At 37.9% G+C, this 14201-nt stretch carries 14 protein-coding genes and 1 pseudogene; 11 read left to right on the top strand and 4 right to left on the bottom strand.

Annotated elements, in window-relative coordinates; translation table 11 throughout:
- Window positions 1-7 precede the first annotated feature (7 nt).
- From E0E47_RS06550 to E0E47_RS06535, 4 genes are all read right to left on the bottom strand, one after another.
- Window positions 8-844, bottom strand: coding sequence for an RteC domain-containing protein (locus E0E47_RS06550; RefSeq protein WP_004327325.1), 837 nt, complete (start codon window positions 842-844; stop codon window positions 8-10).
- 147 nt (window positions 845-991) lie between these two features.
- Complete coding sequence (locus E0E47_RS06545) at window positions 992-1837, bottom strand: helix-turn-helix domain-containing protein (protein WP_008627616.1); 846 nt, start codon at window positions 1835-1837, stop codon at window positions 992-994.
- A gap of 223 nt (window positions 1838-2060) precedes the next feature.
- Window positions 2061-2579, bottom strand: a complete 519-nt coding sequence (locus E0E47_RS06540) for a hypothetical protein (protein WP_008627612.1) — start codon at window positions 2577-2579, stop codon at window positions 2061-2063.
- Between the two features lie 30 nt (window positions 2580-2609).
- The gene (locus tag E0E47_RS06535; protein WP_008627610.1) at window positions 2610-2912 is read right to left on the bottom strand and encodes an immunity 17 family protein; all 303 of its coding nucleotides are present in this window, start codon (window positions 2910-2912) and stop codon (window positions 2610-2612) included.
- A 130-nt stretch (window positions 2913-3042) separates the two neighbouring features.
- Here E0E47_RS06535 and E0E47_RS06530 point away from each other — a divergent pair, with 130 nt between their 5' ends.
- The 11 genes and pseudogenes from E0E47_RS06530 (at window position 3043) to E0E47_RS06475 (ending at window position 14141) form a co-directional block, all read left to right on the top strand.
- Window positions 3043-3798 carry a WG repeat-containing protein gene (locus E0E47_RS06530; RefSeq protein WP_008627608.1) on the top strand — a complete coding sequence of 252 codons (756 nt, stop codon included), beginning with the start codon at window positions 3043-3045 and terminating at the stop codon, window positions 3796-3798.
- Between the two features lie 1391 nt (window positions 3799-5189).
- A pseudogene (locus E0E47_RS17875) lies at window positions 5190-5777 on the top strand (ATP-binding protein); the annotation flags it as partial.
- Between the two features lie 8 nt (window positions 5778-5785).
- A complete protein-coding gene (locus E0E47_RS06515) occupies window positions 5786-6637 on the top strand; it encodes a DUF7281 domain-containing protein (RefSeq protein ID WP_130893283.1) in 852 nt (283 codons plus the stop codon).
- A gap of 601 nt (window positions 6638-7238) precedes the next feature.
- Window positions 7239-7667: a DUF3791 domain-containing protein gene (locus E0E47_RS06510; RefSeq protein WP_130893282.1), complete on the top strand. Its 429-nt coding sequence runs from the start codon at window positions 7239-7241 to the stop codon at window positions 7665-7667.
- A complete protein-coding gene (locus tag E0E47_RS06505; protein ID WP_130893281.1) occupies window positions 7664-8131 on the top strand; it encodes a DUF3990 domain-containing protein in 468 nt (155 codons plus the stop codon). The genes E0E47_RS06510 and E0E47_RS06505 overlap by 4 nt, the downstream gene beginning before the upstream one ends.
- Window positions 8128-8349 carry a hypothetical protein gene (locus tag E0E47_RS06500; protein ID WP_130893280.1) on the top strand — a complete coding sequence of 74 codons (222 nt, stop codon included), beginning with the start codon at window positions 8128-8130 and terminating at the stop codon, window positions 8347-8349. The genes E0E47_RS06505 and E0E47_RS06500 overlap by 4 nt, the downstream gene beginning before the upstream one ends.
- A gap of 13 nt (window positions 8350-8362) precedes the next feature.
- Window positions 8363-9364, top strand: coding sequence for a ComEC/Rec2 family competence protein (locus E0E47_RS06495; protein WP_130893279.1), 1002 nt, complete (start codon window positions 8363-8365; stop codon window positions 9362-9364).
- 5 nt (window positions 9365-9369) lie between these two features.
- Window positions 9370-10647: an ABC-three component system protein gene (locus E0E47_RS06490; protein ID WP_130893278.1), complete on the top strand. Its 1278-nt coding sequence runs from the start codon at window positions 9370-9372 to the stop codon at window positions 10645-10647.
- A gap of 2 nt (window positions 10648-10649) precedes the next feature.
- Window positions 10650-11060 (top strand): ABC-three component system middle component 1, encoded by a 411-nt coding sequence (locus E0E47_RS06485; RefSeq protein WP_130893277.1) that lies wholly within the window; start codon window positions 10650-10652, stop codon window positions 11058-11060.
- Window positions 11050-12321, top strand: a complete 1272-nt coding sequence (locus E0E47_RS06480; protein ID WP_130893276.1) for an AAA family ATPase — start codon at window positions 11050-11052, stop codon at window positions 12319-12321. The genes E0E47_RS06485 and E0E47_RS06480 overlap by 11 nt, the downstream gene beginning before the upstream one ends.
- A gap of 134 nt (window positions 12322-12455) precedes the next feature.
- Window positions 12456-14141, top strand: coding sequence for a hypothetical protein (locus E0E47_RS06475; RefSeq protein WP_130893275.1), 1686 nt, complete (start codon window positions 12456-12458; stop codon window positions 14139-14141).
- Window positions 14142-14201: the final 60 nt, after the last annotated feature.

Raw genomic sequence — 14201 nt, 5'->3', positions numbered from 1 at the left:
CAACTTGCTACCGGCTATCCATGTCCCGCATCTTTTTCAGCAGCCTCTCCTTCATCTCGTCCAAGAACGCCGTCGGGTTCTGTTGCCCCCGCAGCCTGCCGAAAGCGTGGTACACGTTGCCCAGATCCACGTGGAAATGCTTCTCGAACAGCGCAGCCAGCTCGCCGATCTCGGCGTTGCCCTCGTCCACGCTTCCCGTCACGTGTATGCCATAGACGAGCAGTATGGCGGCAACCTTCGTGTTCGTCCAGCGGTGTTCCTTCTCCGGCACGGCTTCCGTCTCCGTCCCCTGCGCCGCACGCTCCATCCGGCGGCTCAAGTGTACCAGCAGCATCTCCACCGAGATCAGCCGTGCCGCCAGTATGTCGTAGCCCGTGGAGAACTCCGCCTCCTCGTCCAGCACGAAGCTGCCGCTCTCGGGGCTTAGCTCGCCCTTCGCCCGCAGGAAATAGTAGCTGTCCCGGTACGTCGCCCCGCTGTGATAATACTGGTAAAAGGGCAGGTAGCGTTCCATCATCCGCTCGGCACGCTCCATCGCCTTGCGGTAGTACGGTTCGGCGACACGCAGGCAGGCGGGGCAGCCGCTCTCTATCTGGTACACCCGGTAATAGTACAGCAGCCTGCCCGTCAGGGCGGGTTTGTAATACTTGAAGTAGAGGATCTCCTTCGCGTCCCCGGCGAACGGATGGGCGAGGGCGTACTCCTTCAGTTCCCGGTTCTTGCCTTTCAGGTACGAGACCATCTCACGGCAGACGCCTATCACCTCCTTGCCGTCCATGCCGGGGGCTGTGGTCGCCATGCGCTGATCCACCTCCTTCAGCAGCCCGTTAAAATATTCTTCCATATAAATCTTGTTTCATGTTGTTTATAAGGGCGCAAAGTTAGCGGACGGCAGGGAAACGGACGTTCTGAATCCTCACCGCCGGATTCGGATTGTCCGCCAATCGGTCCCGGACGGTCGGTTTTTCACGGCAGGGCTGGAAAAGGGAGGCTAAACTGTACGGGCGCACCGGGCGATTTCACGGATTTCGGCAGGAGTAGCCTTCAGGTGCTTCTTGCAGAAGTCCCACAGGTAGCTCGGAGTGGCGAAGCCGCACACGTCGGCAATCTCTTGAAGGGGCATGTCCGTGTCCGCCAGCAGGGAGGTTACGTGCGCTTTCCGCTGTTCCGTCAGCCAGCGGTGCGGAGTGGTGTTCAGCTCCTCCTTGAAACGCCGTCCCAGCGTATTGACCGACATGGCGCATTCCCGTGCCAGTTCCTCCACGTTCTTCACCTTGGGCAGAGCCAGTGCGATTTCTTCCCGGAACGAGCAGCCCCGCAGGTGCGGCAGGTACTTTTCCACCTCCTGCAAGTCCGCCTTGCCGAACATCGGCGGTATGCCCTTGCGGTACTCGGACGCCCGTTCACGGCGGAAGCGGAACAGCAGTCCCGCCAGACGGTTGCAGAGCACGTTCAGGTGCGGGTATTCGTCGTAGGCGTTGATGCTTGCCTGCATCCGGCAGAGGAACAGGAATCCTCTGCAGTCCTTCTCCCGGAAATACGCCTCCGCCGTTTCCAGCAGGAAGTCTGACGAGCTTCCGTGGCGGTGATAGGCGACCAGTATCAGCAGCCCGGCTTCCTCCTTTACCCGGCACGAAAGTACGGGGCGGTGTTCCCGCAGCAGCTCCACCAGCCGCACCATCCGTCCGTTCTCCCGTGCGAGCCGTTCCGCCGCAATCCATGTCACCGGACGCTCCGCATCCGTTTGCGGCAATACCCTGCGTACCTTTTCCATCCATTCCCGCCATCCCTCCCGGACGGCTTCATTCATTAGAATTAGTGTAAGATTCTGTTTCATTTTGTTTCAACACGATATTAAATAATACAAATCTTACACGAAATTACAAATTGTTTGCAATAGATGTCCTGCCGACACCCCGTATCGGTCACGATATTTCCTTGAATTACAGATTCGGATTTTGCTCCATAGGTTCGGATATTCAGTCGTGAAAAAACAGAAAGGCTGTACCGGTTCCACCCGCAGAACGGCATGACAGTAAGCAGGGGGAGCCGGAAGAAAGTCATTCGCCGGTTGGTGAGTGCGTCTTTTCAACGGGATATTTGCCGTCCCGTATCTCCTGCAACCTTTCGATCAGTGGTTGCTCCTTGGAATGGTTCTTTTGTTCGGCTATAATGAAGAACGATGCAAAACTGCCGATAACATACAGCCAGAACAGGCATTGACCGAGCAATTTCCGGTATTCGCCCACTGTCTCGTACTTCGCCTGCATCGCTTTCAGCTTCGCAGGACGGTAATACAACTTTCTGGCAATCCAGATAAAAGGAGCGAGCGTCGCTGCGGCGAACAGATAGGCAACCGGGTTGAACCTGCTCCATTCCACCTTGTCCGTCAGGGAAGAGAACCAGCCCGTCAGCATATCCCATCCCCATGCCTCGAACAAAAGATGGAGAGCCATCAGGTTAAGAAGCCACAGGATTGCCATCGTCCACGTGGCATTGGAGATAACCGCCTTGTCTTTCCTTGCACGTTTGTTCTTGCTCCAGAAGTAATACATCCAGTATGCCGGTTCCTTGAACATAGCTTCCTCCTTTCCTTGTTTTCCGCTTGCTTATCCCGTTACGAAGAACAGCAACAGGGCGCATCCCGTTGCGGCGGCAACGATCAGCCCCAGCCAGAAACGGTAACTCCTTTCACCCAGCGTACCCAGCCAGAAATTCCCTTCCCAACTTCCCGGACGGGAGTACGTCCACCGCCATCCGCAGACAATCCCCACAAGCCACAGCAGCAGGATTCCCGCCACGATCAGGTAGCCGTACCTCGGATGCGCCTGCAACCACTCCGGCAGACCCTCCATAAACTCGCTTATCTTATCGAACCATTCCATAGCAATAACAGAAAAAGCCAAATTCATACCTTACGGACGAACCGTTATACATCAAAGCAAAAATAGTGAAAAGTCCAATCACTCAAAAAGTTTCACCGCAAAAATCTTTTCCGTTTGGAAGAAATACGTTTTATTTGCACCTATATAGCCGCAACGTATGAAGAAAGCCTCCCCACATAAAAGAACCAGTCGGCCGAAGCTCCCCGGATTCTTCGACCACCTCTTTTATTGGACGTGGCGCAGTTGTCGGCACGGCTTCCCGGATCGTAGTTTTGCGGTCATCAGTGTGGTCCAGTTCGCCTGCCTCCTGTTTCCTGTCGCCATCGCTTTACAGTTCTTGGGCACTCCGGCTGTCCGCTTCCTTTACGAAACAGACGACCGCCTTACGCTTTTCCCGCTGATACTGCCGTTCCCCGTATTGCTCTGGAGGAATATGCGCATCTATACCGAGGAGCGTTACCGCATGATGCACGACTATTACGGGGCGTTCCATGTATCGGTACGGCAACGCTATCGCCTCCGTTTCCTTGTCTGCACGGTGCTTGCAGTCCTTGCCATCCTGCTTGAAATACGGCTGTTCACCCTTTATCATGACCGCTGCACGGCCATATCCTCCGGCAACAGCCATCCCGCAAGCCTCTATGTCCCGTACCGGTATGACAACGGCAACGACCCCGTGCAGGAAGGCGTTTACCGCATCGTCGATGAAAAAGGGCGTATCGGATATGCGGACGAGCATGGCAATACCCTCGTAGAACCACGCTTCGCTTTTGGCTTTCCTTTCGAGAACGGGAAGGCGAAAGTAACCGACACGGGAGAACTGGAAGAAGCTCCCGGTTCGGATGGGGAATACCACTATTGGGAAAGCGATGATTGGTATTACATCGACCGCAAAGGGCAAAGGATTGAATAAAAGCCCCAAGACTGCCCTAAGCCCGACATTCCAGCCACCCCACCTGCCAAGCCCTTGCAGGGCAAACACGAAGCCGCCAAGCCCTATCGGAACATCCCGTTCATCCCACCTTTCCCCCGAAACAAACACCAAAACTCAAAACCAACTCATTTACAGAAACTTAAAAGAATATCGGTGCAAGCCGCAAAACAGCCCTGTGTGGCTGGTGCAAGGTGCAGCTATATATATAAATATAGCTGCACCTTGCACCACAGAAATACACACTGAAAATCAACATTTTACACTTCGAGTAAAACCACGGGTGCAACCTCGTTTTTTGCACCGCCTCCTGATTTTATGCTTTTCCTGTAATCCGGTAATCCCGAAAAATAAAAAATCCCCGAAACATTTCCCTTTTTCGGTCAAAATTCCTATATTTGCATCAGTTCCAAGAGCAGAGCGAAGCAATGCAGCGAAACCCGCACAGCTACCAAATCGCTACCGGCTACCGAACTTTCTACTCTTTAAGTCTTATCTACCAACCGATTACAAAAAAACGATTGTTTTTCAAAGAGAAACAAGAGGCTGAAGCGAAAGAGCGTGATCTGGAGTTTGCTGAACAGAAGAAACAACTTGACGAACAGCAGATAGCTGAACTTGCCGGCAGAGGTGTTGACACTAACTTGCTTGAGAAATATCGTTTAAGTTTAAATGGTTTAAAGGCTCTATTGATGAGAATCGAAGATGAACGTTCAATAGTTTTCAGATTTCGTGACATTGAGCAAAATCTTTTTGCCAAAGAATCGGAAATAAAAAAGACTGTTAAAACTATTGAACAGAGACTCGCCATGATACGTCAACGTTATGAAGATAAAAGAAAACGTATCGAGAAAAAATGTAAAGAAATGGAAGAACACCAGAAAAAGCTCCTTAATGAATTATCGCATAGGAGAGAGGGGTTGGAACTTTACCGTCAGATGGTGGATAACGAACATTTGATACCTGATGTTTTCCTCTCTGATGACAATACGAGGAAGACTGAGCAGGATTGTCAACAACTTTTGAGTCTATTTAGGGGTACTATAAATCAAAAGCATGAATCAATTGACAAACTTAAGTTATTGGTTCTCAATTTTAATCGTAACTTTAAACCTCAAAATGCTTTCCATTTCAATACGATGCCTGTAACAGATAATGATTATTTGCAGATTGCCATTGATTTACAGGACTTCATGGACAATAACAAAATTGAGGATTTCCGCAGACGCACAAGCGAACACTATAAGGATATTTTGGGACGTATATCGACTGAGATCGGGGTCTTGATGAAACGCAGATCAGATGTAGATGGGGTTATACAAGACATAAATCGTGATTTTATAGAAAAGAATTTTGCCGGTGTAATCAAGAGTATTGAGCTCAAGTCAGATGAATCATCTGACAAGCTTATGAAATTGCTTATATCCATTCATGATTATACTATAGAGAATGCTCTCTCAATCGGTGAATTGAATCTTTTCTCGGGTAATGATCGCGATGAGGTGAACCGTAAGGTCGTGGATTATCTGAAGAGTCTATCTCATCAGCTACATAATGAACCCAATCGTTCTACTGTATCGTTAGGTGATGCTTTCCGTTTACAGTTTCGGGTGAAAGAGAACGACAATGATACAGGCTGGACAGTGCGTATTAATAATGTAGGGTCGGATGGAACGGATATTCTTGTAAAAGCAATGGTCAATATCATGCTCATTAATGTTTTTAAGAAAAAGGCAGCCAAAAAAAATGGTGATTTCATTGTACACTGTATGATGGATGAGATAGGACGCTTGCACCCTAATAATATAAAAGGCATTCTTCAGTTTGCCAATACGCGCAATATATATATTATTAACAGTTCACCAACATCGTATAATGCTTACGATTATCGCTATACATATATGTTAAGTAAGCACGGGGTGAGGACGAGAGTAGAAAAATTATTAAAACGAATAAATTAGTCTATAATATGGCTATAAATACATCCATACAGGCATTGCTGGCCGGTGAGCAAGTTGCCGGTTCAAGGTTAAGCAGTAAGTTACTTAATGAACTGTTGGCAGAAGGTATGCTATTGGTGATATCACATGGTTCAAGAAAATCATATCTTGCCCGTGATACTGAGGCTCTTAAAAGATTTCTTATAGATAGGGATGAGAGTTATCGAATTCTTGAAGTGAATCTTCCTGATTCCCGTGCGTCAATGGCAACGGAAACAGGGAATTCCAAACTTGTTACTGTTCGTTCCTGTCCTGGGTTTCCTGTAAATAGTTACGAACCTATTGAATGCTTTCTTCGTGGGGAGTCATTTTGGGTAAATCCCCAGGAAGGAAGTTTTCTGTTTGTTTCTGACTGGGAGAAATTTACAATTCCTGAAGACGTTGTAATAATTGGTATTGAGAATATGGAAAACTTTAGGATGATTCGTAAACAAAGATTATTATTTGAAAAGTACCTCAAGGTACATGAGTTTTCAAACAGAGTACTCTTTGTATCCAGATATCCACAATCTTCTGATCTTAGAAGATGGTTGTGTTCTATTCCCAATTATTATCTCCATTTCGGAGACTTTGATTTGGCGGGAATCAATATATTTCTCTTTGAGTTTCATCAGTATCTAGGCAAGGAACGTTCTTCATATTTAATTCCTGATGATATTGAGTTCAGATTGCAGTCAGGTTCCAGAAATAGATATGATGAACAGTATAGCCATTTCAAAGATGTCAAGTCAGATGTGTTCGAGTTGCAGCAATTGATAGCTTTAATTCATCGTGAGCGAAAAGCATATGATCAGGAAGGTTACATATGTTGTAATTCGTGACATAGAAAATAAAAGACTCACCCTGAGCGCGCTGTTCTTATGAGAAGCGGGGTGAGTATGTTATTGCAAATTTAATTAAAAAACTTCATATATCAATGTTTTTCTTGAATCTATTGTGAGATTATATGGTCATAGGTCCATGTGCTATTACATTCTTTATAGAGAATGCAATATGTAGACGTAATCGATAATCAAAGAACTATATTCTAAATGGTAGAAAAGTATTTTTTAGACCATAATGGGTTGTTTTTTACCTGAATCTACTGTTCCTACGTTTATTCTTTTACATAAAATTAGAACCGTGGAAAATCTATATTTTTCCACGCCTGAAGTTCACCAGTTTTCTATCTATTTACAAATAGTATAAACAATACGTAAGTTTTTCGCCAAGTATGTCTACTAAATGTAAGAGAGTTTCACGTATATTGTTTTGCTTAATAAAGGGAAGAAAAATATGAACTATTGCCCATTTTCCCTTTATTTTAATAGACGTATATATGAATACAGCAATAAAGTAAAGGTAGAACAGAATATTAGATTATGATTGTTTCCTGTTTTGGAAACATTGTTGTATATTTGTTAGCGTATAAATATATATGGTATGAAAAATAGGTTAGAAAATATAGGTCTGATGATTCGTAATGAACGTATTCGTAAAGGACTTACCCAGGAAGAACTCGGTAAACGGGTAGGAGTCGGCAAAGCTCAGATTTCCAAGATAGAGAGTGGGAAAGGCCTTACGATAAAGACTGTTACAAAGGTGCTTGATGCCCTTAGTATATCTGCTTCTATTGTTTTAAAAAATGAGCAGGAAATTGATAAAAATGTGATTGCATATATTATTGCTGCCATTAGTGAATTTGCCGAAAGCCATCATCTTTCTGTTCGTGAGGCAAGTAATTATCTAATACGTTTTAAAGGTATTGATTTCCTTACGGAACATTATGATGCTGAGCATTTGCTTTCATTCGATGACAGTGTGCAGGATCTTACACAAGTTTGTCTAAATAATGGAGGAGGTATTCAATGAAACTATATCATGGCTCGAATATAATAATTGAGCAGATAGATCTTTCAAAATGCAAACCTTACAAGGATTTCGGACAGGGATTTTATCTGACAGAAATAGAGGAGCAGGCAGAACAAATGGCAAGACGTACGTCGGCTATTTATGGTGGAGAAACCGTTGTTACAGAGTTTGAATTTGACGAAATAGCATTAAAGACTCTTTCAGTCAAGACATTTGAAGAGCCAAGTGAAGAATGGGCTTTATTTGTTATGGCTAACCGTAGTAGGAAAAAAATACAGCCGACACATTCTTTTGACATCGTTATAGGTCCTGTTACCGATGATACTATAGCAACATTGTTTCGTAATTTTGATGACGGAATTATTGACTTGCAAATGCTCGTGAATGGTTTAAAATACAAAAAGGTTTCATCACAATATTTATTTCATTCGGCAGGAGCCGTTAAATACTTACACAGAATATGAATAAACAAATGCAATATCTGGTAGAAGGTATTACTAAAGATGTAATAGCTTATCTTATAGAAGATAACGGGTATGATTTGCCAACTGCTCTCAAAGAATTCTATAATTCAGAGACTTATGCAAAACTTTCAGATGAAGCAACCGGACTATATATTGAAAGTTCGGCTTATGTTTATGAAATATTGAAGAATGAATTAAACATGGGACGTTTATTATAAATTGCAATTTAAAATGAAATTTGAAAATTGGGAATTACAACTATTAGATGCTGGCTATGGTGATAGTATTTTTATATCGATAAAATTAGCTGTTCGTGAATATAATATTTTGATTGATGGTGGATTGAAGTCTACATATTTTAATGCAAAAAATAGGAGGAGTCCAAGTGGTCCTTTAAAATTATTACTTGATGATTTAAAAGATAAAGAACGATGTATTGATTTGCTAGTTGTCACTCATATTGACGATGACCATATAGGTGGTATATGTAAGTGGTTTGAAATGGATTTTCCTGAAAATAACTTTGTAAAGCAGGTATGGTTGAATAATGATATGTATATCAATAATAATAACGATTTGAACAATTCTGTCGATCAAGCAATATCTGTATTAAAGAAATTGCAAAAGAATCAGATTTACCATAGATATGACATTGTTGAGGGAATGACAATGTCAAATGATTTTTGTACAATACGTGTCATAGCTCCAAAGGTTGATTCTCGTAACATTGTGGCAAAAAAGCTAAAAGCATCTTTGGATAATACGACTAAAAATGCTAGTTTACCAAGTATTAATGAATTATTACAGCAAGATTGGATCATGAAACCAAATTCTGATGAAAATAAAGCTTCAATAGCATTTGAATTAGAGATTTGGGACGGAACTAAATTACTGCTACTTGGAGATGCTGAGTATGAAGATATAATGGATGGTCTGAATAGATTCTATAAGAATTGTAAAGAAAAATTAGAATATAACTATGTAAAGTTGTCTCATCATGGAAGTAGGAACAATTTTAATCCTTTATTCTTGGATAGAATATTAGCTAAAGCTTATATTGTTTCTACTAATGGATCCCAATATGGGCATCCTGACAAAGAAGTTTTAGCACAAATTATAAGTAAAAGTGATTCATCTATAATTTTTAATAATGAATCAGTTATGAAATCTATTTTTTGTGAGCAAGACTTTATTGATTATCCTAATTTACATAAGAGAATTTGCATTTTTTGAGAATTATGGATATAGATGTAATACGAAAATATCATTCGGTTAAGGTATGTGGAGGAAGTGGTGTTATAGTTAGAGCATTAGATAAATCTGTTCTTTACATTTTAACTAATTATCATGTAGTCGTTGGAGAAGATGGCAGGATAAAGAATTTACAATTTGAATTTGAAGCCAATAGTCCATTAAAAGCAGATAACATAAAACCTATAGACAAAATTCTTTGCGAGGATGATGATATTGCGATTATTAAAATAAATGCTCAAGGCTTAGATGAAATACATTTTTTACGTTTAGGAACTCAAAGTACTAAAGCTGATTCACATGTTGGATTTCCAGGTGCAAGAATTGAGAATGCAGTAGATAAAATTATGGTATTACATATTTGTCAACATGATGGAAGTGTTAATGATCATTTAGTAGAATATGAGTATAATCAACAAATTCGTAATGATGAAATTAAAGGAATGTCTGGAGGAGGTATCTTTGATAAAGAATTTCATCTTATAGGTATTCACAAACAGTCATCTAATATTGACGCAAAAGAATGTTTGGGAAAAGCCACCTATATTCCAATTTCACTTTATAAAGATTTTATAAAAAAAGAAGGCTGGTCACCAATACAGGAATTTAATTTGGATAGCTTTTCTATTTTTACTTGTATAGCTTTTAACATAGATGATGCTTATGCTAAAGATATCGCAGAATCGTTGTTGGATAGCTTGGACATTTATAAAGAACGACTTGAATCTTTGTCTCCGGAAAAAGTGATAGATATATTAAAAACAAGGGGTAGGATAAGAGATGATATCGTTGTTGAAGAATTGAAAGAGGAGCTGTGGGTTGATTTCACTGAATTTTTAATCGGTATAATGGTTATACTTAATATTGATGAAATGCAGGATGATTTTATACTTTCAGTCTATGATAAGTTCCATTTTATTTTTTGTCAAGATAATTTTGATTTCTATGAAGTACGAGAAAGGCTTGACCCTAATACATTGATTGGTATGCAAAAGAATGCTAAATTGTTTATTGGAGGATTAAATAATTCTGGAACTTTTAAAGGGTGCGTATTAGATAGTAAAATTCCCAATATTGCAAAAGCTGGAATTTATAATATACAAGATATAACTCGATCTAAGAGAGATTTATTAAAACGTATGACAATTATAAATGCTAAAATCTTTAAGAAGGGAGTAATGCATTGTATAGATTGTTGCGATGAAATAAACATTGATACTTATAAACAATTGTTGAAAGCCCGTATATTAAATAATAACGCTTAAATATGCAAGTAGAAAAATTTGATGTGTTTGGAGTTAATGCAAATATTTTTATTTGTGTTACTGATTGTATGAGTGAGGAAGATTTACGCATTAATTGGAGAAAAATACGTAATGAATTTGCTGAAACTTATCAATTGGATAATATTGATGATTTCGAGCGATGGAACTTCTATTTATTTTATGTTGTGAACGACAAAAGAGAGCTGAATCGTTCTTTAAAATATGAGATAGAGCATGATACGATATCTTCACGTAAAATTATCGTTAGTGCAAACGAATATAAGGAAAAGGATATTAAAAATTTAATTTCTTCATATATAAAATATGATATCAACATAGTAAAAGAGGTTACAAAACCTGTTGATTTTTGTTTAAATGAAGTTGCGATAAAAATAGTAGGTTATGAAGATTAAAAAAGTTAATATACAAGCATTTAGGCTGTTTGATAATGTGACTGTAGATCTTACAGCAACAAAGAACTCTAATAAAGCCGCAAATCTTGTGGCGATATATGCGCCAAATGGATTTGGAAAAACTTCATTTTTTGATGCTATGGAGTTTTGCATTACCAAATCTATACATCGGGTCAGAAGTAATTTTAAGGAAAATTTCACAGTAGATCAAAAACAAGGAGTTACAACATTTATACATAATAAAGAATTACCACAGAGACCAATAAAAATATCTATGTCTTTCGAAGATATGGAAGACATTAAGACGACTTGTTTCCCCGAAGAGGAATGTTCATTATTGTTATCAGAATCTAATATTGAGCATAAATATTTTAGAGATGCAATACTGTCACAAGATTGGCTTTCTGATTTTTTATCTACAAAAAGTGCAGTTGATAGGTTCAAAATTTTTATGGAAAATTTTGAGGAGACTAATCGACTGTTAGACTATTATAGGTCTTTAAGTAAAGCTTCAAGATCTATAGGCATAGAATTGAATAAGAAAAAAAGTGAACTTAAAAAATTGCAAGGCCGAATAGATAAATCATTAAGCATTGATATCCTAAAAACTATAAACACAGAGTCAGATAAAATGCATTTGCTTGGATTGGATATAGATTTGAAGAAAGATGATGAGCAATCATTTATGGCTGAAAAAATTAAGTGTGAAACGACTATCGGGAATTTATCTATAGAATATGAAAATACAAATCAGCTTGAGCTAATGTTAGAGAAATCTAAGAATGGAGAAGATGGATATTTAAATATTGGAGAATTAGAAAAATTTAAGCAAGAATATGATAAATGTAAAACAGAATTAGAGAAAGTTTCAAAAAGACTGAAAGAAATAAAAACATATAAGGAACTTAATTCAAAAATTGCTCAATATCAATTAAAAATCAATGATTTGAAAAAGCAAATAGAGTCTTACATGTTTTTGATTAATGGATATAATAATTATTGCAAATTACAAAATGAGAGAATTACAGTTCTTAATGATAAAAAAAATCTAATATTACAGCAGAAGAAAAAATTATCTGAGATTAACGAACTGAATTTGTCATTAGAACGATTGGTTAATGATATTGTAAGACTCAATGAACAAAAGAAGATAAATGAAACTGCTTTATTAAATCTTCATGAACAATATAAGAAAATAAATAAACTTCAAGATCTTTTAATGCATATTTCTGATAAGCTGTTTAATGATGAAAAAAATTAGAGAATAGGCGTAAGGAATTTAAAGTTAAAGTTGAGGAGTTAGATAAATTAGCAAATCTTCGCAACGAACTTAGCAAAAATAGAGCATATTTTATTGTAGGTGTTTTTGAAGATGAGACAAAACAACTTATTGAATTGTCAGAAATACTTAACAATAAAAAAACGGAATTAGAAGAGATAAAACGCCATATTTCTGATAAAATAGAATTTGAGGATGTTTTGCAAAAGTTACTATCTTCGTCTCAAAATGTTATGAAGCATTTGGAAGGAGGTATATGTCCCTTATGCGGTTTTGACTATAAAGATTATAAAGAGCTGTTGATACATGTAAATAATAATTCAATATTAAATGCTTCAATAAAAAAGGATGAAGAAATAAAACAAAAAATAGAATCAGAAATAATATATATTGAACAAAAACAAAAACATGTTATTTCTAGTTTAATTAAGAAAATAGATGAACGATTTGAAACTATAAATAATGAAAAAGAAGAAATTTTGAATGTTATAAAGTTACAGGAAGCGTCTTTAAATAAACTAAAAAAAGAGAAATTGGATAATGAAGAATATTTAAATAAAAATTTTTCTGCTTTATTAAATGTTTCAGAAAGTGAAAAACGCCAATTCTACAAAGAACTAGTTTATAAATATGCAATATCTCTTGAGCAATTAAACACAGAAAATAAAGATAAAAAGAATCGAAAATATAATTTAGAAAAAGAAATCGAAGTTATTTCTAGAGATATACTATCACTCTCTGAAAAACTACTCAAAATAGAAGAAGATGAGTTTTATCACAATTATTCAGTATCTATATCAGATAGAGAATTAACAAATGAAACATTAGATATATGGAATGCAGAACTTCAGAAAGTGTCATTAGAAAAAAAAGAATTAACGGAAATAATAATTAAAGCAAACAAAGAGCTGGATGCTTTCGCTGAAAAAAAAGTAAATAGTATAGAAGAGCTTATATGTAATCAAACTTATGATTCATTAACTTCCCAATATAATGCAATGAATGACCGTTATTTTAAGACCATTCATTTTCTTGTTACTAAGTGTAATATTAGGGAGCTAGAAAAAGAAGTAAACATTAATTCTATTATAGATGCTTATAATAAAGTTTCATATAATATAAGGAATAGTAAAAAAGAAATTGAATATAAGATTCGTTGTATTCAAGAGTTTTTAAAACTACTTGAAGTGGGAGAAAGATATATTAAAAATGAGAAGAGTAAAAAGGAGTACGATGTATTATTAAAGAATTTAGAAAATGTACAAACTAATAAAGGAATAGTTGATACTGAAAAAAATAGGCTACAAAAATATCTTGAAGATTTTGTATATGGATTTTTTCAACTTGACATTATAAATAAATTGTATAATACAATAGACCCTCATCCTGAATACAAAAAAATCGACTTCGAATGTGATTTTACATATAAAGACCCTAGATTGAATGTTTTAATGTATTCAGAGAATCAAAAAAAGGAAAGTATTGTCCCCAATTTATATTTTAGTACAGCACAGATAAATATCCTTGCATTTTGTATTTTCATGGCAAAAGCATTGTTTATAAAGACTGATACAGGCAAAAACTTAGATTGTATTTTCATTGATGATCCAATTCAAGCACTTGACGATATTAATATTCTGTCAATGATAGATCTTTTAAGAAATATTGCGTTTACTCTTGATAAACAAATTATTTTGACAACACATGATAAAGATTTCTTTGAATTACTGAAAATGAAAGTACCAGATAGATTATTTAATTCTAGATTTATAGAATTTAAAGAAAGAGGCGTATTGGAGTAAATTCTTAAAAATATATAGATGGTTATGTGATTTGATTTCTTAAGTGGTATTATGAACAGT

Origin of the sequence: Paraprevotella xylaniphila YIT 11841 (assembly GCF_900683745.1) — a bacterium.
Classification (GTDB): domain Bacteria; phylum Bacteroidota; class Bacteroidia; order Bacteroidales; family Bacteroidaceae; genus Paraprevotella; species Paraprevotella xylaniphila.
Note: the sequence above shows the minus strand (reverse complement) of the source record. Positions and strands in the feature narration are given on the sequence as shown.

What these genes read in the sequence shown, in the direction of transcription:
- E0E47_RS06550 (WP_004327325.1), bottom strand. Translation starts at nt 844, where the DNA reads ATGGAAGAATATTTTAACGGGCTGCTGAAGGAGGTGGATCAGCGCATG.
- E0E47_RS06545 (WP_008627616.1), bottom strand. Translation starts at nt 1,837, where the DNA reads ATGAAACAGAATCTTACACTAATTCTAATGAATGAAGCCGTCCGGGAG.
- E0E47_RS06540 (WP_008627612.1), bottom strand. Translation starts at nt 2,579, where the DNA reads ATGTTCAAGGAACCGGCATACTGGATGTATTACTTCTGGAGCAAGAAC.
- E0E47_RS06535 (WP_008627610.1), bottom strand. Translation starts at nt 2,912, where the DNA reads ATGAATTTGGCTTTTTCTGTTATTGCTATGGAATGGTTCGATAAGATA.
- E0E47_RS06530 (WP_008627608.1), top strand. Translation starts at nt 3,043, where the DNA reads ATGAAGAAAGCCTCCCCACATAAAAGAACCAGTCGGCCGAAGCTCCCC.
- E0E47_RS06515 (WP_130893283.1), top strand. Translation starts at nt 5,786, where the DNA reads ATGGCTATAAATACATCCATACAGGCATTGCTGGCCGGTGAGCAAGTT.
- E0E47_RS06510 (WP_130893282.1), top strand. Translation starts at nt 7,239, where the DNA reads ATGAAAAATAGGTTAGAAAATATAGGTCTGATGATTCGTAATGAACGT.
- E0E47_RS06505 (WP_130893281.1), top strand. Translation starts at nt 7,664, where the DNA reads ATGAAACTATATCATGGCTCGAATATAATAATTGAGCAGATAGATCTT.
- E0E47_RS06500 (WP_130893280.1), top strand. Translation starts at nt 8,128, where the DNA reads ATGAATAAACAAATGCAATATCTGGTAGAAGGTATTACTAAAGATGTA.
- E0E47_RS06495 (WP_130893279.1), top strand. Translation starts at nt 8,363, where the DNA reads ATGAAATTTGAAAATTGGGAATTACAACTATTAGATGCTGGCTATGGT.
- E0E47_RS06490 (WP_130893278.1), top strand. Translation starts at nt 9,370, where the DNA reads ATGGATATAGATGTAATACGAAAATATCATTCGGTTAAGGTATGTGGA.
- E0E47_RS06485 (WP_130893277.1), top strand. Translation starts at nt 10,650, where the DNA reads ATGCAAGTAGAAAAATTTGATGTGTTTGGAGTTAATGCAAATATTTTT.
- E0E47_RS06480 (WP_130893276.1), top strand. Translation starts at nt 11,050, where the DNA reads ATGAAGATTAAAAAAGTTAATATACAAGCATTTAGGCTGTTTGATAAT.